Below are 19,947 nucleotides of genomic sequence, written 5' to 3'. Positions count from 1 at the left end.
TTTTAGATATGCCCTTAACTATATCTTAAAAATCCTTTATAATAAAAGAATATGAGTTATGAACCCCCATTTAAAATTACGTCAAATGCCATAAATTTGATTTCTCAAATATCCGCAGATATCGAACGCTTTAAAATAAGACTGGAACAAGAAGATGGTGTAAGACTGCGTAAAATAAACCGGATGAAAACAATACAGGGTTCTCTTGCAATTGAGGGTAACACATTAACCGAAGAGCAGGTTATTGCTTTAATTGAGGGAAAACATGTTATCGCTCCCATAAGAGAAGTTCAAGAAGTAAAAAATGCAATTAAGGTTTATGAAAAATGTATGTCTTTCGATCCTTATAAAGAAAAAGACTTATTAAAAGCTCATGGAATTTTGACTATGGGACTTCTGGATAATCCGGGACATTTTAGAAAAGGCGGAGTCTGTATAGCCGGAAAAAACGGTATAAGTCACATAGCGCCTCCTGCCGATCGTGTTCCATTTTTAATGAGTGATTTATTCGATTGGCTTAGAACCAGCGACTATCATCCCCTCATAAAAAGCTGTGTATTTCATTACGAGTTTGAGTTTATTCATCCTTTTGAAGACGGAAACGGCAGAATGGGACGCTTATGGCATTCGAGAATTCTTGCGGATTGGAATTCTATATTTATTCACCTTCCCATTGAAAACATGATTTTAAAAAATCAAGCGGCATATTATAAAGCCCTCGAAAAAAGTACGGATGAAAACGATTTAGGTATTTTTATCGATTTTATGCTTGAAATAATCGTCAAAACAATAAAAAACAACCGGAAAAAAGGAACTGTAAATGAGACTGTAAATGAGACTGTAAATGAGACTGTAAATCTGATCCTAAAATATTTAAAAGAAAATCCTGAAATATCATATGAACAACTTGCCGAAAAATTGGGAAAATCAAGGGTAACCGTAAGCCGAAAGATCTCGGAACTAAAAAAAGCCGGTATCATCAAGCGCATCGGGGCCGACAAAAACGGTTATTGGCAAATATTGGATATATAGATAATAAAAAGCCTCTAAAAACTAATGTTCTTAGAGGTTCAATTAAACAAAAAAAATGAGCCATGCAGGCTTCGAACCTGCGACCCACAGATTAAGAGTCTGTTGCTCTACCAGCTGAGCTAATGGCCCATACAACGAGTTTTGATTATATAAGAATATAAAAAAAAAGTCAATGCTATACCGTAGAAAAATTGATTTTTTTTCATATAGACTAAGCCTCAAAATAGTGATATTATCAAAGGATATGTACGACATAATAATAATCGGAGCAGGAGTTGTAGGAGCCTGCATTGCACGGGAGCTTTCCAAATACGAATTAAAAATCGCCGTCCTCGAAAAAGAATTGGAATTCGGCTGTGGTACAAGCAAGGCCAACAGCGGAATTATCCACGGAGGTTACGACGCAAAGGAAGGCTCATTGAAGGCAAGGCTAAATGTGAGGGGTAATTTTTTAGTGCGCAGCTTAAAAGAAAAATTGGATCTGCGCTTTAAACAATTAGGCTCTCTTGTAATCGCCTTTAACGAAGAAGAACAAAAAGAACTTTCAGTCCTCTACGAACGAGGCATAAAAAACGGAGCTGAGGGCTTAGAAATCTGGAATAGGGAAAGGCTTTTAAAAGAAGAACCAAATATTTCAAAAGAGGCATTGGGGGCCCTCTACTGCGGAACAGCCGGAGTCATCTGCCCCTTCGACATGACGGCGGCCTTTATGGAAAACGCCGTTTCCAACGGTGTAGACTTTCTTCCCGAAAACGAGGTTATCTCAATTGAAAGAGAAGACCAAGGATATATCATCAAAACCTTATCAGGCAAGGCGGAACAAAAGAGTTTTAAAACCAAGCTGGTTATAAATGCTGCAGGGCTTTACTCCGATAAGATTGCAAAAATGGCAGGCGACGAAGATTTTAAAATTCTACCCCGCCGCGGGGAGTACCGCCTCTTCGATAAAAACTATACAAATCTTGTAAACCATATCTGCTTTCAGGCCCCCTCAAAGATGGGAAAGGGCATCTTGGTTCTCCCCTCCTATCACGGGAATTTTTTGGCCGGTCCTTCCGCAGAAAATATTGAAGATGCAGAAGACACATCCGTTTCAGCCCAAGGCTTGGCTCAGGTAGAAGAAAAGGCTTTAAAGACAGTGCCCTCTCTCAATTTTAAAAACACCATCCGCATTTTTGCAGGAATAAGGGCAAGACCCGACACTGGCGACTTTATGATCTATGCTTCAAAAAATTCCAAGGGAATTATACACGCAGGCGGAATCGAATCGCCCGGACTAAGCTCGGCTCCCGCCATTGGAGAATATGTTGCGGAGCTTGTAAAAAAAGAAGCGGATGACTTAAAAATTCCCTTTAACAAAAAGAAAAACTTTAACGAAAAGAGAAAAGCAATCAAACACTTTGCCGATCTGAGCCCAAAAGAGCAGGACGCTCTTATAAAAGAAAATCCTCTCTACGGCCATGTTATCTGCCGCTGCGAAACAGTAAGCGAGGCAGAAATCATTGAAGCAATTCACCGGCCTGCGGGAGCCCGCACGGTTGACGGCATAAAAAGGCGGGTACGCCCCGGCTCGGGAAGATGTCAGGGAGGCTTTTGCGAGCCCCACGTTCTCCAAATCCTTTCACGCGAATTAAAAATCCCTATCGAGAAAATTCAAAAGGATAGAAGAAACTCTCCGATTGTTTACGGAAAACTAAAGGGCGGTGCACAATGATAAATATAAAAGAAAGCAATAATTGCAAAGACAAATACGAGGTCGCCGTAATAGGCGGAGGCCCGGCAGGTTTGGCAGCAGCCCTTGAAGCCAAAAAAAATGGAGCTTCTTCCGTTCTCATAATAGAAAGAGACTTTGAACTCGGCGGCATCTTAAACCAATGTATTCATGCAGGCTTCGGCCTCCACGAATTTAAAGAAGAATTAACCGGCCCCGAATATGCGGAACGCTTTATAAAGATGGTAAAAAGAGAGGACATAGATATCCTCCTCAATACCATGGTAATCGACCTAACCAAAGAAAGAGAGATTACTCTCATAAACGAAGGCGGCTTAAAAAAAATAAGGGCGGGAGCTGTAGTCCTTGCAATGGGCTGCCGCGAGCGCACGGCAGGAGCCATCTCCCTAAAAGGTTACCGTCCATCGGGCGTAATTACCGCCGGCATGGCCCAGCGCCTTATGAACATCGAGGGTCTTTCAGTCGGCAAAGAGATCGTAATCTACGGCTCAGGCGACATCGGCCTAATCATGGCCCGCCGTATGACCTTGGAAGGAGCCAAGGTGAAGGCCGTTGTAGAAATAATGCCCTATTCAAGCGGCCTAAACCGGAACATAGCCCAATGCCTTGAAGACTACGGGATTCCGCTTTTTTTAAGCCACAGCATATCCTGCGTCCACGGCAAGGACAGGGTTACGGGAGTTACGATAGCGCAAATAGATGCTTCCTTTAAAGAAATTCCCGGAACCGAAAAAGAATTTTCCTGCGATACGGTTCTTCTTTCAGTCGGGCTCATCCCCGAAAACGAACTTACGCAAAAGGCAGGCATAGCCCTCAACCCGATCACAAACGGCGCCTTTGTCGATAACGGAATGGAAACGGAAACGAGCGGTATCTTTGCCTGCGGAAATGTTCTCCATGTGCACGACATCGTAGACTTTGTTACAAAGGAAAGCCGAACAGCCGGAAAGAACGCAGCCCTATTTGCTCAAAAAAACAAGAAGCTTGAAAATAAGGCCTCGCAAAAAGAGGAAGCTGCTTTTATTAAGACAATAGCCAAAAAAGGAATCCGCTACATTGTTCCGAACAGAATAAACACCTCGAACATCGACGGAGCTTCCCTTTTTATGCGGACGGATTCGGTTTATAGAAACGCCCGCTTTATAATTAAGTCGGGCGAAAAAATTCTTGCACAAAAGAAAACGGCTCAGCTGGTTCCGTCCGAAATGATAAACATTCCCTTAAATTTTATTACCTTAAAGGGATTGACCGAAGACATAACTGCGGAGGTAATTTTAGATGAGTAGAGAATTGATAAAAGAAAAATTTACATGCGTGTCCTGTCCGCGGGGCTGTAAACTTTCGGTATTTAAAGAAGAGTCGGGAGAAATTACCGTTACAGGAAATTTATGCAAGGGCGGCGAACTTTACGCGATGCAGGAAATTAAAGACCCTAGAAGAAACATCAGCTCGACCGTAATAATCGAGGGCGGAGTTCTCCCATCTCTTCCCGTAAAAACTTCAAGCCCCATCCCCAAGGCCTTAATCTTCGATGTAATGAAAGAAATAAATACAGTCAAAACTCAAGCTCCCAAAAAAATGGGAGATGTGATAATTGAAAACGTGCTTAACACAGGAATAGATATAGTCGCAAGCCGCACCTGCCGCAAAGCCGAGCAGAGATAAATTAGTACTTAAGCCGTTCAGTAAAGCTGAACTTTTCGGCTAAACAGAGAGGAAAAATGGAAAGACCGATTACAATACACGACGGAACTTTTTATTACTCTAAGCACAAGGTTTTTCAAAACCTCAATATCGAAATTCCTGCACAAAAAATTACCTGCATTTTAGGAGAGTCTGGGGCGGGCAAAACCACTCTCTTAAAAATTATTTCAGGCAGCCTTGAGTTAAAATCGGGAATCATAGAAAACCGACCCGTCCGTGGAAGCTATGCTATGGCCTATCAGGACATGCGTCTTATTCCTCATCTAACGGCCGTAGAAAATATAGAATATGTTTTGGATTCAAAAAAATCTTCAAAAATTGAAAATAAGGAAAAGGCTCTTTTTTATTTAAGAGCCTTGGGGCTTTCAGGCTTTGAAAACTTCTTACCTGCCGAACTTTCAGGCGGAATGCAGCGGCGTGCAGGTCTTGCCCGCGCCCTAAGCTATCCTGCCCCCCTCCTTCTCCTTGATGAAGCCTTCGACTCCCTTGACGAAAAAAACAAGTACAAGGTTGCCGATCTTTTTTTATCGATTGTCAAAAAAGAAAAGCGCACCGCAGTCTGCGTAACTCACGATGCGCCCTTCGCAAAAAAAATTGCGGATAAGATAGTGGAGCTTTAATCTATCCAAAACCGCTAAAAGCAAATCTTTCTTCAATATAGAAATACCTAGCGGTTTTTATTCCTAAGCATAAAACCTTTTACTCTGAATTTGTTAAAATTCCTTGTTCCTAAAAAGAAAGAAATTAAAATAAGAACTAAAGAAACAAGATAAACTGCAAGAAGAAAAAATGGGAACGGAATTATTTGAAAAAAAGCTTTTAGTTTATCATGCGAAGTATTTAATCCGATACTTACTAAAGGAAGAACTGTAGAAGGTAATCCGCAAGCTATAACTGAGGTAATTATACTGCGCAAAAGCCCTCCTTTAATTGAAACGGCACATAAAATCATGTTAAAAGATATGGCAGCAGGTAAGTAAATAAACATAATTAAAATAAGAAGTTTAAAATCTTCAATCGGTAGAAAAAAATTTATAATATATAAAATAAGACTTAAAATAAAAACACTTAAAAAATTAACCGACAAAGAAAAAATAGTATTTGCAATAAAATATTCTTTCCCACGTATCGGCATTAATATACACATTGTAATAGATTCATAAAAGGAAAGAGAGGGAATCATAGTTCCGATAAATAAAAACGCTAAGCCTTGAAAAAAGATAACATTCCGAGCAGCAGGTATCAATGCTCCTATAAGAATCTCGATAATTCCAATTAAAAAGAAAATACTTCCAATTAAAACACCAATACTATGCATAGAATTAAATATAATCGCTCTAATTTTTTTCATTTTAGATTTTCTCCTTTGTATAAAAATACATAATATCTTCAAGGCTTGCATCTTCGCAAACCATTCCGTTAAATTTTTGATTTTCCTTATCCGAAACCAAAACCTCATAAGCATAATCGGTTTTTCTATAACCTATATATTCATTACTATACAATGACTTAAAAGTCCTTTCATCTATTTTTAAAAGCCCGTAATTTTTATTTATATTTTCTAAAGAAGAATCAAAAACTTTTTTCCCTTCACTTATAAAAACAATTTCATCGCAAATTTTTTCAAGCTCATTTGTTTGATGGCTCGAAATTAAAACCGAGTGATTTTCGTCAAGCATAAAATTTCTTATAAGATCTAAAAATTCTTTTTTTGAAACAGGGTCTAAAAAATTAAGAGGTTCATCCAAAATCAACAACTCGGCCCCGTGGGAGAGAGCTATAGCAATTTGAAGCTTTTGCATAGTTCCCGAAGACAAGCCCGACAAAAACCTTGAAGGAGGAATTTTAAAATCTTTTAGGTACCTTTCGTAAAGCCCCTGATTCCAATTTTTGTAAACACCCGCAAAAAAGCTTCCAAGTTTTTTAGGCGTGAGCAACAAGGATAAAAAACTGTCGTTTATAACAAAACCGATTTTTTCCTTTATTTCTATATTTTCTCTTTTTAATTTCTCCCCAAAGAGGGAGATTTTTCCGCTTTCCGGCTGATACATATCGAGAAGAAGGCGGATAAGGGTTGTTTTCCCTGCCCCGTTTTCTCCTATTAAGCCCGTAACACAGCCCCGCGGAATCGAAAAAGAAATATCATCTAAAGAAAAAGCCTTTTTACCCCGCCCTATCGAAAATTTAAGTTTTTCAACTTTTAGTACCTCATCAGATATCATAAAAACTCCTTGGACTTAATAAATACGCCTGAGGATTTTATATAAATCCTCAGCATTTAGATTAATTTTTTTTGCTTGACTGCAAACCTCTTTTAATTTTTCTTCAATATTTTTTTTAATCGACTTTTCTATTTTTTTTAAATTTACATCGGCAACAAAATACCCCTTTGCAGGAACCGAATACAAAAAGCCCTCGCGGGCCAAATCCTCATAAGACCGCTTTGTGGTGATGATGCTCACACGGAGGGAAGCTGCCAAGGCCCTCATCGAAGGCAGAGTCTCCCCTTCCTTTAGGGAGCCGTCTAAAATTTGATTCTTTATACTTTCCGAAAGCTGTTCGTAAAGAGGAACTCCCGAAGAGTTATTCAAAAAAATATTCACCTTCGCCTCCTGTTATTCTGTATATATTAAATATATACAGAATAACAACTTTTGTCAAGAGGAAATTTAAAAATACTTGACAATTTACTAAAAAAACATAAAATTAAATTCAAGGATAAACACAATGAAGGCATTTATAATTATTTGGTTCGGACAATTTATTTCGATGTTAGGTTCGGCTCTTTCCGCTTTCGGACTCGGAATATGGATTTTTCAAAAAACGGGGAGTGCAGCATCTTTTGCAATGAGTGCAGTATGTACGGTCCTACCGGCTTTATTGTTTGCACCATTGACCGGTTCAATAGCAGACAGGAAAAGCAGAAAAGCCGTTATTATTTTTACCGATACAATTGATGCAGCCTTAAAACTGATTATCGTATTCTTGCTTGCCTTTGAAAAATTGGAAATATGGATGGTCTACCCCTTGGTTTTTCTATCAGGAACCTTAGGCAATTTTCAAAACCCGGCATTTAATGCTTCTATTCCTATGCTCGTCCCTTCAAAAAATTTAACAAGAGCAAACGGCTTAATGCAATTTTCTAATGCAGTGCAAAATTTACTCGGCCCCGTTTTAGCAGGTTTTTTATATCCGGTGATTAAGTTAGGCGGTTTATTTATGATCGATTTCGTAACCTTTTTCTTTGCTCTTTTTACTATAGCTGCCGTAAAAATTCCTCAACCTGAAATTGAAAAGGCTCAAGGCTCTCTATTTAAGATTGCCCTCCAAGATATAAAATATGCCTTCACTTACCTTAAACAAAAAACAGGATTTATTTCTTTGGTTGTTTTTTTTGGATTACTTAATTTTATCGTGAACATTTCAATGATCTTAATCGGGCCCTTGGTCATGAGCAATTATAATTCTCAGATTTATGGAAACGTTCAAGCCTTAATAGGCCTTGCAATGCTGATAGGAGGTCTCTGCTCCGGACTGATACCAAATACCGATGAAAAAATCAAAAGAATGTTTTTGGTTTTAATTTTATGTGGTTTGGGGCCCCTCATTGCAGGACTGTCTCTGCAATGGATAATTATTGCTTTAGGTTTTTTTATTTTTATGCTTCCCGTTCCCTATGCAAACACATTGTTTATGTCCGTCTTCCAAATGAAAATAGAACCAGCCGTCTTAGGCAGGGTTGGAGCCTTGGTAAATGCAATCTTAAAAGCCGTTACACCCATTGCCTATATCTGTGCAGGCTATCTTGCAGACTATATTTTTGAACCTCTTATGCAGCCCAGCGGTTTACTCGGAAAAACATTTATTGCCGGTTTATTGGGAACGGGGTGCGGAAGAGGAATAGGTCTTATGTTTATGCTTTCAGGTATTTTTTTGATACTCGGCTGTACCGTCATGCTCTCAAACAAAACCGTAACAAGCATCGAAAAAAGACTTCCCGATTATATAGACAATCAATAAGAATTCAAACGCACCTCAATCGTAAAAACTTATATTAAAATTTTCATCGGTCTTGATTTTTGAGTCCATTCTAATTATACTTGTTGGATAGTTGATTGAAAACACTTAAAGGAAACAAAATGAAAAAGGCCATCGTTATTGCAAGTTTTGGTACAAGCTATGCCGAAACAAGAAAAAAAACTATTGATACTATCGAAAAGGAAGCAGCCGGCAGGTTTAAAGATTATGAAATTTTTAAAGCCTATACTTCAAACATGGTTAGAGCCATTCTTAAAAAAAGAGACTCTATCAATGTTGCATCTCCCAAAGAAATTATCCAAGAACTAAAAGAAAAAGGCTTCTCTGAAATTTACATACAACCCACCCATATAATTCCCGGAGAAGAATATGAAAAGCTGCAATTTGAAAATACGATTTTGGGTCAACCCCTCTTACATGAAAATGCAGACTTGGATGAAATTATAAAAGCTCTCGAATTAAAAAAGCCCGAAGATGATACGGCAATAGTTTTTATGGGACACGGTTCTTCACATGAGGCAGATAAATTCTACGAGATCATGCAAAATAAACTAAATTCTCAAGGCCTTGAAAATGTTTTAATAGGAACAGTTGAAGGCTCCGTAGAACTAAAAGATATCTTACCTATTCTTGCCGAACGCAAAATAAAAAAAATTGAGCTTTATCCTTTTATGATGGTTGCAGGCGACCATGCCCACAACGATATGGCCGGAGATGAAGAAGACAGCTGGTACACCATTTTAAAAAACGAGGGATACGAAGTTAATGCCAATCTAAAAGGCTTGGGGGAATTCCCGATGATTAGAGAAATAATTTATAAATCTTTAGAAAATACAATCAATTGCAGCAGAGGTTAAAATGAAAAATATTTTTGCAGTAGGAACAGGCCCCGGAGCTACGGAATATCTTACATTACAGGCAGTCAAAACCCTTGAAAACGCAGATCTTATTTTTGCCCCCAATAACAAGGGAAAAAACATGGCCTTAGATACGGTAAGGGAATTCATAAACGATAAAAAGGTTATTCCCCTTAACTTTCCGATGGGTTCGGTTCCAAGAGAGGATTATAAGATTAAGGCAGAAAGTATAATTGAAGAAACAAAAGAAAATTCAAACTCGGTTATTTTGACCATAGGCGATCCTATGATATACAGCACCTTTCTTTATATGATGCCCTATTTTAAAATTCCTGGAATTAATTTGCAAATTATTTCAGGAATTCCTTCTTCCGTAGCAGCAGCAGGAAGAGCACAAATTCCTCTTGCCGAAAAAGGAGAGATCCTTACAATCACAGACCACTTAAGTGCATCAATTTTAAATACATCTACCTCTATAGCTCTTCTAAAAACATCTAAGCAAAAAAATCTTGCCATAAAAGAATTTGAAAAAAACGGCTTTGACTATGTTTACGTAAAAAGAGCAACAATGGAACATGAATCAATCCTTTCCAAAAATGAAAAAGAAAAAATTTTGGAAGATGAAGATTATATATCCTTAATGATCGCCCATAAAATAAAATGAAAGGCATAATGATATCCGCACCGAACAGCAATTCGGGAAAAACCATTGTATCTTCAGCCCTTCTTTATTCTTTAAAAAAAGAAGGCCTTAACATCTCGGCTTTTAAAACGGGTCCGGATCAAGTTGACCGGAAGATTCTTGAAATAATTTCAGGTAAACGGGCCGGAAACCTCGACCCCTTTATGATGGGGCAAAAGGGAATGGAATTTTCCCTTAATATCTCCGATTCGGAATATGCTCTGATTGAGGGCGTAATGGGCTGTTTTGACGGAATAGGCACTACTCCGGAAAACTCATCCTTTGATACGGCAGAAAAAATCGGAAGCGGTATCGTATTAGTCTATGCACCTCAAGGCGAAATGTTTACAATTATTCCTAAACTAAAAGGGATGATAGATTTTTCAAAAAACAGAATAAGGGGAATTATACTTAATAAGACCAATCCTAAACTCTATCCTATTTACAAGAAGATGATAGAAGATAACCTTGAACTGCAAGTCTTGGGTTTTTTTCCTAAAATCCCCGAATTCGAAATTGAAGAATCGGGACTTGGTCTCGACATAGATGAAAGGCTCAAGGACGAAAAATTTTTAGAAGTCTTATATAAAATCGTAAAAGAAAATATAGACATTCAAAAATTTTTAAACTTATTTCAGCCTCTTAAAACCGGTACCAAGATAGACATAAGAAAAACGAAGACACGCACTGCAATCGCAATGGATGAGGCCTTTAATTTATACTATTCCGAAAATATATTTTTACTTGAAAAAAGCACTGAGGTCAGTTATTTTTCTCCTCTCAAAGATGCAAAACTGCCTGACTGTGATTTTTTATATTTCGGCAGCGGACAAATAAATAAATACAAGGAAGCTCTTTCAAAAAACATTCCGATGAAAACGGCTGTCAAAAAATTTGCCGAAACCGGAGGACGCATACTGGCTGAAGGCGAAGCTCTCTCCTATCTTTTTGAAGACCGTGACGGTTTTAAAATGTGCGGAATTTTTCAAGGTTCGGTTGAAAGTACACGCAGCCTGCACAATTTCGGATATAAGCAGCTTGAGTTTACCCAAGACTGTATTTTAGGAAAAAAGGGAACCCTTTTAAATGCGGCCGAATATCATAAGTCAAAGGCCCTTACTACAGCACCAACTATTGCTATAGTCAAAAAACCACATTCAAATTTAAGCTTTGAGGACTGCTATGTATACAAAAATTGCCTAGGCCTTTTTCAAAACGTTCATTTTATATATAAGCTTGAAAATTTTTATAATCTTATACAAAGATAGAATGAAAATTTTATTTTATCAAAAATTATAGACTTTTTCTTTAGAATATAATACAATGTGATTATGATAGAGAAAAATAAATACAAAGAGTTGTCAAAAGAAGAAATTCTCGTCAAAATCCTTGAAACGGAATCCTTGATACATAGTGTTCAAGACGTTGATGTTCTGTTGGAACAAATACTTACTGAAGCTAGGAGTGTTGTAAATGCCGATGCCGGCTCAATATATATAGCTGAAGGAGACAGACTTGCCATAAGGTATGCTCAAAATGATACCTTACAAAAAAAACTACCGGCAGGAAAAAAACTCCCTTACATTTTTTTTGATTTTCCCATAAGCAATTCAACCATCGCAGGGTGTGCAGCAAATACAAAAAAACTGGTCAATGTTCCTGATGTATACAATATCGATCCCTCTTTACCCTTTAAGTTCGGAAAAGCTACAGACGAAAAAACAGGTTATAAAACCGTTTCCAATTTAACTATTCCAATTCTTTCTATGTCGGGAATGCTCTTAGGAGTTCTTCAAGTTCTAAATGCCCTCGATAAGGACGGTAAGCCGGACACATTTTCCCATGATGATGAAATCTACTTAAGCCATTTTGCTTCAAATGCGGGCATAGCCCTTGAACATGCCTTTTTAACAAGGTCGATGGTTTTACGCATGATCAAGATGGCTGAGCTTAGGGATCCCAAAGAAACCGGAATGCACGTAAATAGGGTAGCAAACTACTCCGTCGAAATTTATGACAGATGGGCTTTTAATAACGGAATACCTATGTCTGAGCAGACAAGATATCGGGACTCCCTAAAAATAGCATCAATGCTCCATGATGTCGGGAAGGTTGCAATCTCGGACACGATTTTAAAAAAGGCCGGAAAGCTGACCGATGAAGAATTTGCAACTATGAAAACTCACACATGGCTGGGAGCCCGCCTCTTTAATGCAGATGAATCCAATCTTGATAAGCTTTCAATGGAAATAGCGCTCCGTCACCATGAAAACTGGGACGGTACAGGATATCCCGGCAATATAGATTTGCAGACAGGAAAGGCTCTCAAAATAGATAAAAATACGGGATATGCACAAGGCCTTTGCGGAGAAGAGATTCCTCTTGGGGCAAGAATTGTAGCAATGGCCGATGTCTATGATGCCCTTTCATCAAAACGCTCCTACAAAGATTCTTGGACAGAGGAAGATATACTTGCCGAAGTAAAAAATATGAGCGGGAAAAAATTCGATCCTCAAATAGTAGAAGCTTTTTTTGAGGTTTTGGAAAGAATTCAAGCTATTAAGGCTCACTTTGTAGATGAGTAAACCTAGACCTTAAAATAAAAAATATAGGTTAATAAGAGGGCTAAAGAACCTATAACAATGCTGTAAATCCACCAAGGAAGGGGATCATCATATTTATTGGATTTATACTTTGAGCGGTATTCTCTTAACTTATTCCTGTGATATTTTTTTGTGTTCTTATTCGCATCGGAGCTGACAGCAAAACCGCAAGAGGGACATCCGTTTATAAATTCATCGGTATGACCCATATAGTTACAAGCAGGGCATCTTACCGAAGCAAAAAAACGGCCGCAATGCGGGCAAACCTTTGTGTTCCGTTTTACCTCCTGCCCGCAGTTTTCACAAAAAAATTTAGGGGAATGCCCTTTTTGTATCTTACCCATAAAACCCTAGTGCTTACATGTTGCGCATGACGATGAGGAACAGCTTGAACAACCGCCTGATGCAGCTTTTGGGGCAGAAGAGGAGTCATTTACATAAAAACCCGATCCTCTAAAATTAATTCCTAAGCCTCCCGAAATAACCCTTCTTACAGGCTTACCGCACTCCGGACAGACAGACACGGGTTCATCACTCATCCTTTGAAAAACCTCAAAATCATGACCGCAAGAATCGCATACATACTCATAAGTTGGCATCTTTAAACTCCTATAGCTTAATAATTATATAAAGACTTTATTATTTCGATAATTCTAGACTCAGTAACAGATCTGTTTTCTATAATCAGTTTATTCTCTTCAAGCCTTATATCAGCCTTAAGCTGCTTTTTAAAAAATAATTTCAATAAGGAAGCCGTCATTACATTCTTTGTTTCAATACTTAAATCGTATATATATTCATTTTCAACTTCCGAATTCTTTTTTAAGTACATCTCTATCACACCTACAGGAAGGCCGAGCCGGACTCCTATTATCTGTCCTAAAAAAAAGTCTCCGTTTGTTACAAAGATGCCTATATCATGGGAACCTGAATTGACAAGGGTATCAAAACGTTGAGAAAACACGGCTTCTTCCGGATTACTCAATTTTCCTAAAAAGGCTTCCATATTTTGTCTGTCATCAGGGCCCATAACCAAACAGGCTATTTGCGGAGACGGAATTGAAACATCAACATAGGATGATTTATAATACTTATACCTCTCCTTTGTTTTTTTAGGCTCCCAGCCGTTTTTTTTCTTAAAAATACTGTCAGTTACTCCGTACGGATATTTACCGGTGGAGCAAATCCTTATTTCGGGCAAACCGCTCCTTAAAAATACACCCGAATAAACAGCTGTTGTCCTGCTAAGAGCCTGCTTCATAGCATCTCCCCCAACCGAAGTCAAAATGGGTTCTGCTATCCTTTTATTTTTCTCAATAGGCATATAAATATACATATCTGCATTATCGCCTACCATACCGAAGGGTCTTACAATCCCAGGAAGAGGCGGTGCGGTTTTACATGAGGCAAAAACAAAAGTAAAAATGAGTGCAGCAAGGGTATTTCTAATTATTCTTTTCAATTCCAATCTCCCATTCATAATCGCCGGCTTCAACAAGGCTTGTTTTAATTGAGCCTGATGTTGCCAAATCTCCGGTTTTAAGCCAAGAAGACTGCACAGTCAAGGTTTCATCACAAACATAGTCCTTAAAAAGCTCAAAGGCTTTTTCTAATTCTTTATTATCGGCATTTTTTTGAGAGGCTGAAAGATAAAGTTTAATTCTGTCGGTAACATCAAGACCGCACTCCTTACGCAGGGTTTGAATACCTCTTACCAAGTCTCTGATATAACCTTCCATTAAAAGTTCTTCAGTCAGCTCTGTGTTAAGGCCTACGGTTAAGGTTCCCTCATTTACTATTTTTAAAGAAGCTTTTTCGATCCTGTTTATTACGATCTTATCGGCTGTTATTTCAACCGATTTTCCTTCAATGTCGATACTTAAGGTGGCCCCCTCCATTATATTTTGAATCTCGCTTGAATTCATCTGCTCGATAATGGCAGCGGCTTTTTTCATAAGAGGGCCCAGTTCTTTTCCGAGGACCTTAAAATTAGCCTTGGCCGAATACTCGACAAGCTCATCTTCTTTTTCGTGGAAGATAACCTCTTTAACATTGAGCTCTTCAATTATGCTTTCTTCCATTTCCAAAAGAACTCTTTTTTCTTCAGGATTAAGGGTTACTATTTCTACGGCCTTTAGTGGCTGCCTTATCTTTAAGTTAAACTGATAACGTAAGGATCTTCCCATCGAAACGGCTTTTTGCACGGTTTTCATCTTAAACTCAAGTTCGCTGTTTCTTATCTTGCCGTTGTACTCAGGGTAGTCTGCAAGATGGATGGAAAGAGCATCCTGTTCTGTCCGCAAATTCTGCCAAATGCTTTCGGTAATAAAGGGTACTACAGGAGCGGCAACAAGGGAGAATTTCTTTAAGGCACGGTATAGGGTTTCGTAGGCCTGAGCCTTGTCCCCGTCATTTTCGCTCTTCCAAAATCGGCGGCGTGAACGGCGGATATACCAGTTATTTAAAAGGTCAATGTATTCGACCATCGGCGGAATGGCTTGCGATAGATCATACTTGTCGAGGGCTTCCGTTACATCGGCAACCAGCTTTTCGGTTACCGATAAAATCCACAGATCTAAAGGATTATTCAGCTTACTCAAAAACTCTTCGACGCCCTCGTCCTTTCCGTCAACCTTTGCGTTGCGGGGCGGCTTTACTCCATCGATATTGGCATAGGTTATATAGAAACTGTAGCTGTTCCAAAAAGGAATTAAAATTCCTTTAAGAACATCTCGTACTCCGTCATCCGAATATTTTAAGTCGTCAGCCTTTACGACATTCGAATTCATCAAAAAGAGACGGAGGGCATCAGCACCGAATTGCTTTATAACCTCGTTGGGGTCGGTGTAGTTGCGTAAGGACTTGGACATCTTTTTCCCGTCCTCGGCAAGTACAAGACCGTTTACGATACAGTTTTTAAAGGCAGGTTCATCAAAAAGGGCTGCCGCCAAAATCGTCAGGGTATAAAACCATCCTCTGGTCTGATCCAAGCCTTCGGAAATAAAATCGGCCGGGAAGTTTTTTTCAAAGTATTCTTTATTTTCAAAAGGATAGTGCTGCTGTGCATAGGGCATCGAGCCGGACTCAAACCAGCAATCCAAAACTTCGCTTACACGCTTCATCGTTCCGCCGCATTTTTTACAGGGAATAGTTATCTTATCGACAAAATGCTTGTGCATATCATCGGGGAAGACTCCTGAAAGTTCTTTTAGCTCCTCCCTGCTTCCTACACAAATCTTCTCGCCGCATTCTTCACACTTCCAAATCGGAATGGGATTTCCCCAATACCTGTTTCGGCTGATAGCCCAGTCACGGGCTCCCTCAAGCCACTTTCCGAAGCGGCCTGTCTTTATATGGCCGGGCTGCCAATTTATTTTTGCGTTGGCATTAAGGAGATTGTCCTTTATCTTTGTAACAGAAACGAACCAGCTTGCAACAGCCCTGTATATCAAGGGACTTGAACATCGCCAGCAATGAGGATAGGAGTGCAAAATTTGAGCCCGCTTAAAAAGTTTGCCTTCGGTTTTTAACCTTTCCATAATTTGCTTGTCGGCATCCTTTACAAAAAGACCTTGATAGTCGGGTACTTCTTGAGTGAATTTACATTCCGCATCGACGGGGCAGACAGTCGGCACTCCGGTACCTTTAAATATTCTGTTATCGTCTTCACCGAAACCGGGAGCCGTATGAACAATGCCTGTTCCGTCCTCGGTTGTGACAAAGTCGCCTATTAAAACCTTAAAAGCTCCCTGCCCTGCCTCAGCATTTTTTCCGTCTTCGTCCGCGCTCAAGTTTTTAAAATAAGGAAAGAGGGGCTCATAGCGTAAGCCTTCAAGCTCTGCACCCTTCTTTGTCCATATTAGCTTATACTCTTTTGCTTCTTCTTTTCCGTTCTTTGCAAAATAAGCTTCAAGACGTGGAACGGCAATTATATAGTGAGCCCCGTCATATTCTATTAAAGCATAATCGATATCGGCACCCACAGCAAGGCCGAGGTTGCTCGGAAGAGTCCAAGGAGTGGTTGTCCATGCCAAAAAGTAGGTTTCGGCGGGAAGAGCATTTTTTCCTTCAAAGGCCTTAGCGGCAGGAGAAGTCTTTACGGGAGAAAGAGTCTTAAAGCGTACCGTTATTGCGGGGTCGTGGACATCCTTGTAACCTCCCAAGTTAAGCTCATGGTTTGAAAGAACAGTAGAGCATCTCGGACAATAGGGAAGAATATAGTAGCCCTCATACAAGAGGCTTTTTTCCCAAAGGCTTTTCATCACCCACCAAATGGATTCCATAAAGCCGGGATCCATGGTCTTATAATCGTTTTCAAAATCAATCCATCGTCCTAAGCGAGTAACTGTCTGCTTCCACTCTTTTACATAACGCAAAACGCTTGCACGGCAGGCCTCGTTAAATTTATCTATACCGTATTTTTCTATGTCGGTTTTTGAATTAAGTCCGAGTTCTTTTTCGATTAAGTTTTCAACAGGAAGGCCGTGGCAGTCCCACCCAAAGCGGCGTTCAACCTTAAAACCCTTCATCGTTTTATATCGCGGAATAATATCCTTAATTGTTCCGGGAACAAAGTGACCGAAGTGAGGCAGCCCTGTGGCAAAGGGCGGGCCGTCAAAGAAAATATAATTCTCCCGTCCGTCACGGGAGGAAACGGATTTTTTAAACACGTCATTTTTTTCCCAAAATTTTAAGACATCTTCTTCTTGTTTTGCAAAATCAACCTTAGGGTCTACAGGCTTATACATTAAAGTACTCCAAAATAAAAAAATTACAGTCAAGGATTATACTATTTTTTTTTAAATTATACAACGCCTAGAAGTAACGAAAAATTCAAAGTCCTTGATTTTTTTTGTAAAAAACTATAATATTAACAAATTTATTTTTGAGGTGATCTATGGCTTTTTTTTATGATGAACCGTCGCATACATTCAGCGAATATTTATTGGTCCCGCGTCTTTCGGGAGTCGAGCACATTCCTCAGGCAGTTTCTCTTAAAACGCCTTTAACAAAATATAAAAAAGGTAAAGAACCTAAAATCAGTTTAAATATTCCTTTGGTCTCTTCGATTATGCAATCCGTTTCCGATCATAATATGGCTATTGCCCTTGCAAGAGAGGGCGGCCTTTCCTTTATTTTCGGCTCTCAATCTATAGAAAACGAAGCTAAGATGGTTGCAAAAGTAAAGAACTATAGGGCCGGTTTTGTAGAAAGCGATTCAAATCTCACACCCGAGCAAACTTTAAGCGATGTCTTAGACTTAAAGGACAGAACCGACCACACCACTGTTGCAGTAACACATGACGGAACAGGGCACGGAAAACTATTAGGCGTAGTTACGGGCAGGGATTACCGCATAGGTCACACAGACTTAAATAAAAAAGTAAAAGAATTTATGACCCCTATCGAACGCCTCCATGTTGCAGAAGAAGGGATAAGCTTAAAAAAGGCCCAAGATATTATCTGGGAGTTTAAACTTAATTCTCTTCCCATTTTGGACAAAGACGGCAGGCTGGTTGCCTTTGTTTTTAGAAAGGATTATGAAAGCAATACCGAAAACCCGCTCGAGCTTCTCGATGAAAAAAAGCGCTACATGGTAGGAGCCGGTATAAATACAAGAGACTATGAAGAGCGTGTGCCCACCCTTGTTGAAGCGGGAGCCGATGTGCTTTGTATCGACTCTTCCGACGGCTTCAGTGATTGGCAAAAGCAAACCATTCAATTTGTAAAAGAAAAATACGGAGATACAATCCCCGTAGGAGCCGGAAACGTTGTCGATGCCGACGGCTTTAACTTTTTAGCTGATGCAGGTGCCGATTTTATCAAGGTAGGAATAGGAGGCGGCTCAATCTGCATTACCCGTGAGACAAAGGGTATAGGAAGAGGTCAGGCCACTGCCGTAATAGAAGTTGCCAAGGCCCGGGATGAGTATTTTAAAAAGAAGGGTATTTATATTCCCATCTGCTCTGACGGAGGAATCGTTTTTGACTATCACATAACCTTAGCCCTTGCTATGGGAAGCGACTTTTGTATGCTCGGCCGCTACTTTGCCCGCTTTGACGAAAGCCCGACAAACAAGGTATTAATTAACGGAAACTATATGAAAGAATACTGGGGAGAAGGTTCCGCAAGAGCCAGAAACTGGCAGAGGTACGATTCGGGCGGGGAGAAAAAACTTTCATTTGAAGAAGGCGTAGACTCCTATGTTCCCTATGCAGGAAAGCTTCACGACAATGTTGCTGTTACCTTAAACAAAATCCGCTCGACTATGTGTAATTGCGGAGTTTTAAGTATTCCCGAATTCCAACGCGATGCCAAAATAACATTAGTTTCTTCGGCAAGTATCATTGAGGGCGGCCCCCACGATGTAGTCTTAAAAGACATGAGCCACTCTTCAAGCTCAAACTATTAAATAAAGAGCGGATCCAACTATTAAAGATATTGCTTAGCCTCCTTATCCCCCGACTGTGCATAGAGGGAGATAAAGGGCTTTGCAGGGCTCATATTTATTTTTCCCATCAAGACTTCTTCTACCTGAAAAAAGCCTACATCACTGTCCATTAAAACATCTATGCGTACGGGTTTTTCTTTTCCTGCAGCAATGGAAACGGACTTAATTGAATTGGCAGAGTACTTATGTATATCCCCTATCTTAGCCTCTGTATTCATTTCCATCGGAATACGGGCTCTGCCCTTTTTCATATCGCAGCCGTCGGCTATTAAAACTATTCCGGCCTCAATCGAATGTATCCTTCGGCTTGCCATGTGGCCTATTATGCACTCGCTAGCCATAGCCTTTATCACAGCCCTTCGTGTAAAGGACGTAATCCCCATCTTATCCATTGTTCTTTCAATTATGGGAAGGGCCAAGGTCATCGAAAAAAGCTCGTGATCTTGGCGGGTCAGGGACATCCCTATATCGTGGAGATAGGCTCCAAGCACCACAGCACAGTAGCTGTCATCCAAGGAACCTGAACCTTCCTTTTGTAAGCTCGTCTGAACCCCGGCCTTTTTTAAAAGATCCAATATTTTAAGAGCATTTAAGGTAACTATCTTCATGTGTACAGGACCGTGATCATTATACCCCAATCTTACAATGGAAACCGAATTGGCATAGTCCTGCAAGGCTTCGATTTCAGGATCGGCAATCAAAATATGTAAAAGCTGAGAGACAAGAGGATTATCTTTAACATAGTCTAAAAGCAATTTCTCAACATTAATTTCTTTAGGCGATTTCATAACAACTCCAATTATCATAACTCCAAGTATTTATACTTATAATAATATAACAAAAGAAAA

The 19,947-nt window shown here is 39.5% G+C and carries 19 protein-coding genes and 1 tRNA gene; 11 read left to right on the top strand and 9 right to left on the bottom strand.

The annotated features are described in order from the left end of the window. Nucleotides 1–51 precede the first annotated feature (51 nt). Nucleotides 52–1,032 carry a Fic family protein gene (locus tag E4O04_RS03655; protein WP_253709969.1) on the top strand — a complete coding sequence of 327 codons (981 nt, stop codon included), beginning with the start codon at nucleotides 52–54 and terminating at the stop codon, nucleotides 1,030–1,032. Between the two features lie 56 nt (nucleotides 1,033–1,088). Here E4O04_RS03655 and E4O04_RS03650 read toward each other — a convergent pair. Next, nucleotides 1,089–1,161 (bottom strand) — tRNA-Lys (locus tag E4O04_RS03650). 115 nt (nucleotides 1,162–1,276) lie between these two features. On the opposite strand from E4O04_RS03650, the gene E4O04_RS03645 reads away from it, so the two are divergent. The 4 genes from E4O04_RS03645 to E4O04_RS03630 are packed head-to-tail and all read left to right on the top strand — an operon-like array spanning nucleotide 1,277 to nucleotide 5,088. Further along, nucleotides 1,277–2,746, top strand: coding sequence for an NAD(P)/FAD-dependent oxidoreductase (locus E4O04_RS03645; RefSeq protein WP_253709967.1), 1,470 nt, complete (start codon nucleotides 1,277–1,279; stop codon nucleotides 2,744–2,746). After that, entirely contained in the window at nucleotides 2,743–4,050 is a 1,308-nt protein-coding gene (locus E4O04_RS03640) for an NAD(P)/FAD-dependent oxidoreductase (protein WP_253709964.1), read from the top strand. Before E4O04_RS03645 ends, E4O04_RS03640 begins: the two co-directional genes overlap by 4 nt. Beyond that, the gene (locus tag E4O04_RS03635) at nucleotides 4,043–4,429 is read left to right on the top strand and encodes a DUF1667 domain-containing protein (protein ID WP_253709961.1); all 387 of its coding nucleotides are present in this window, start codon (nucleotides 4,043–4,045) and stop codon (nucleotides 4,427–4,429) included. The genes E4O04_RS03640 and E4O04_RS03635 overlap by 8 nt, the downstream gene beginning before the upstream one ends. Before the next feature lie 56 nt (nucleotides 4,430–4,485). Then, nucleotides 4,486–5,088 (top strand): ATP-binding cassette domain-containing protein, encoded by a 603-nt coding sequence (locus E4O04_RS03630; protein ID WP_253709958.1) that lies wholly within the window; start codon nucleotides 4,486–4,488, stop codon nucleotides 5,086–5,088. A gap of 47 nt (nucleotides 5,089–5,135) precedes the next feature. On the opposite strand, the gene E4O04_RS03625 is transcribed toward E4O04_RS03630, so the two are convergent. Genes E4O04_RS03625 through E4O04_RS03615 form a run of 3 tightly spaced genes read right to left on the bottom strand, consistent with a single transcriptional unit; the run spans nucleotide 5,136 to nucleotide 7,071 of the window. Beyond that, nucleotides 5,136–5,819, bottom strand: coding sequence for a hypothetical protein (locus E4O04_RS03625; protein WP_253709956.1), 684 nt, complete (start codon nucleotides 5,817–5,819; stop codon nucleotides 5,136–5,138). A gap of 1 nt (nucleotide 5,820) precedes the next feature. Beyond that, on the bottom strand, nucleotides 5,821–6,690 hold the full coding sequence (locus E4O04_RS03620) for an ABC transporter ATP-binding protein (RefSeq protein WP_253709954.1): 870 nt from the start codon (nucleotides 6,688–6,690) through the stop codon (nucleotides 5,821–5,823). Between the two features lie 15 nt (nucleotides 6,691–6,705). Further along, entirely contained in the window at nucleotides 6,706–7,071 is a 366-nt protein-coding gene (locus E4O04_RS03615; RefSeq protein ID WP_253709952.1) for a GntR family transcriptional regulator, read from the bottom strand. Between the two features lie 124 nt (nucleotides 7,072–7,195). Here E4O04_RS03615 and E4O04_RS03610 point away from each other — a divergent pair, with 124 nt between their 5' ends. The 5 genes from E4O04_RS03610 (at nucleotide 7,196) to E4O04_RS03590 (ending at nucleotide 12,630) form a co-directional block, all read left to right on the top strand. After that, nucleotides 7,196–8,488 (top strand): MFS transporter, encoded by a 1,293-nt coding sequence (locus E4O04_RS03610; RefSeq protein WP_253709946.1) that lies wholly within the window; start codon nucleotides 7,196–7,198, stop codon nucleotides 8,486–8,488. Between the two features lie 119 nt (nucleotides 8,489–8,607). Beyond that, nucleotides 8,608–9,363, top strand: a complete 756-nt coding sequence (locus E4O04_RS03605; RefSeq protein WP_371922277.1) for a sirohydrochlorin cobaltochelatase — start codon at nucleotides 8,608–8,610, stop codon at nucleotides 9,361–9,363. Nucleotide 9,364: 1 nt separating this feature from the next. Continuing rightward, nucleotides 9,365–10,027, top strand: coding sequence for a precorrin-2 C(20)-methyltransferase (locus tag E4O04_RS03600; protein ID WP_253685439.1), 663 nt, complete (start codon nucleotides 9,365–9,367; stop codon nucleotides 10,025–10,027). Continuing rightward, nucleotides 10,024–11,313: a cobyrinic acid a,c-diamide synthase CobB gene (locus tag E4O04_RS03595; RefSeq protein WP_253709943.1), complete on the top strand. Its 1,290-nt coding sequence runs from the start codon at nucleotides 10,024–10,026 to the stop codon at nucleotides 11,311–11,313. The genes E4O04_RS03600 and E4O04_RS03595 overlap by 4 nt, the downstream gene beginning before the upstream one ends. Before the next feature lie 63 nt (nucleotides 11,314–11,376). After that, nucleotides 11,377–12,630, top strand: coding sequence for an HD domain-containing phosphohydrolase (locus E4O04_RS03590; RefSeq protein WP_253685443.1), 1,254 nt, complete (start codon nucleotides 11,377–11,379; stop codon nucleotides 12,628–12,630). Nucleotides 12,631–12,632: 2 nt separating this feature from the next. On the opposite strand, the gene E4O04_RS03585 is transcribed toward E4O04_RS03590, so the two are convergent. Genes E4O04_RS03585 through ileS form a run of 4 tightly spaced genes read right to left on the bottom strand, consistent with a single transcriptional unit; the run spans nucleotide 12,633 to nucleotide 17,396 of the window. After that, nucleotides 12,633–12,992: a zinc ribbon domain-containing protein gene (locus E4O04_RS03585; protein ID WP_253709940.1), complete on the bottom strand. Its 360-nt coding sequence runs from the start codon at nucleotides 12,990–12,992 to the stop codon at nucleotides 12,633–12,635. A 6-nt stretch (nucleotides 12,993–12,998) separates the two neighbouring features. Beyond that, the gene (locus tag E4O04_RS03580) at nucleotides 12,999–13,247 is read right to left on the bottom strand and encodes an FmdB family zinc ribbon protein (RefSeq protein WP_253709938.1); all 249 of its coding nucleotides are present in this window, start codon (nucleotides 13,245–13,247) and stop codon (nucleotides 12,999–13,001) included. A 17-nt stretch (nucleotides 13,248–13,264) separates the two neighbouring features. Then, nucleotides 13,265–14,110 carry a hypothetical protein gene (locus E4O04_RS03575; RefSeq protein ID WP_253709936.1) on the bottom strand — a complete coding sequence of 282 codons (846 nt, stop codon included), beginning with the start codon at nucleotides 14,108–14,110 and terminating at the stop codon, nucleotides 13,265–13,267. Then, nucleotides 14,094–17,396 carry an isoleucine--tRNA ligase gene (gene ileS / locus E4O04_RS03570; protein ID WP_253709934.1) on the bottom strand — a complete coding sequence of 1,101 codons (3,303 nt, stop codon included), beginning with the start codon at nucleotides 17,394–17,396 and terminating at the stop codon, nucleotides 14,094–14,096. Before ileS ends, E4O04_RS03575 begins: the two co-directional genes overlap by 17 nt. Before the next feature lie 149 nt (nucleotides 17,397–17,545). On the opposite strand from ileS, the gene E4O04_RS03565 reads away from it, so the two are divergent. Then, entirely contained in the window at nucleotides 17,546–19,060 is a 1,515-nt protein-coding gene (locus E4O04_RS03565; RefSeq protein ID WP_253685453.1) for an IMP dehydrogenase, read from the top strand. A 20-nt stretch (nucleotides 19,061–19,080) separates the two neighbouring features. On the opposite strand, the gene E4O04_RS03560 is transcribed toward E4O04_RS03565, so the two are convergent. Then, the gene (locus E4O04_RS03560) at nucleotides 19,081–19,887 is read right to left on the bottom strand and encodes a phosphohydrolase (RefSeq protein WP_253685455.1); all 807 of its coding nucleotides are present in this window, start codon (nucleotides 19,885–19,887) and stop codon (nucleotides 19,081–19,083) included. Between the last annotated feature and the right edge of the window lie 60 nt (nucleotides 19,888–19,947).

The sequence above is a fragment of the Treponema sp. OMZ 799 genome (assembly GCF_024181365.1).
Lineage (GTDB): Bacteria > Spirochaetota > Spirochaetia > Treponematales > Treponemataceae > Treponema_B.
This window is presented reverse-complemented; position numbering and strand designations above follow the sequence as displayed.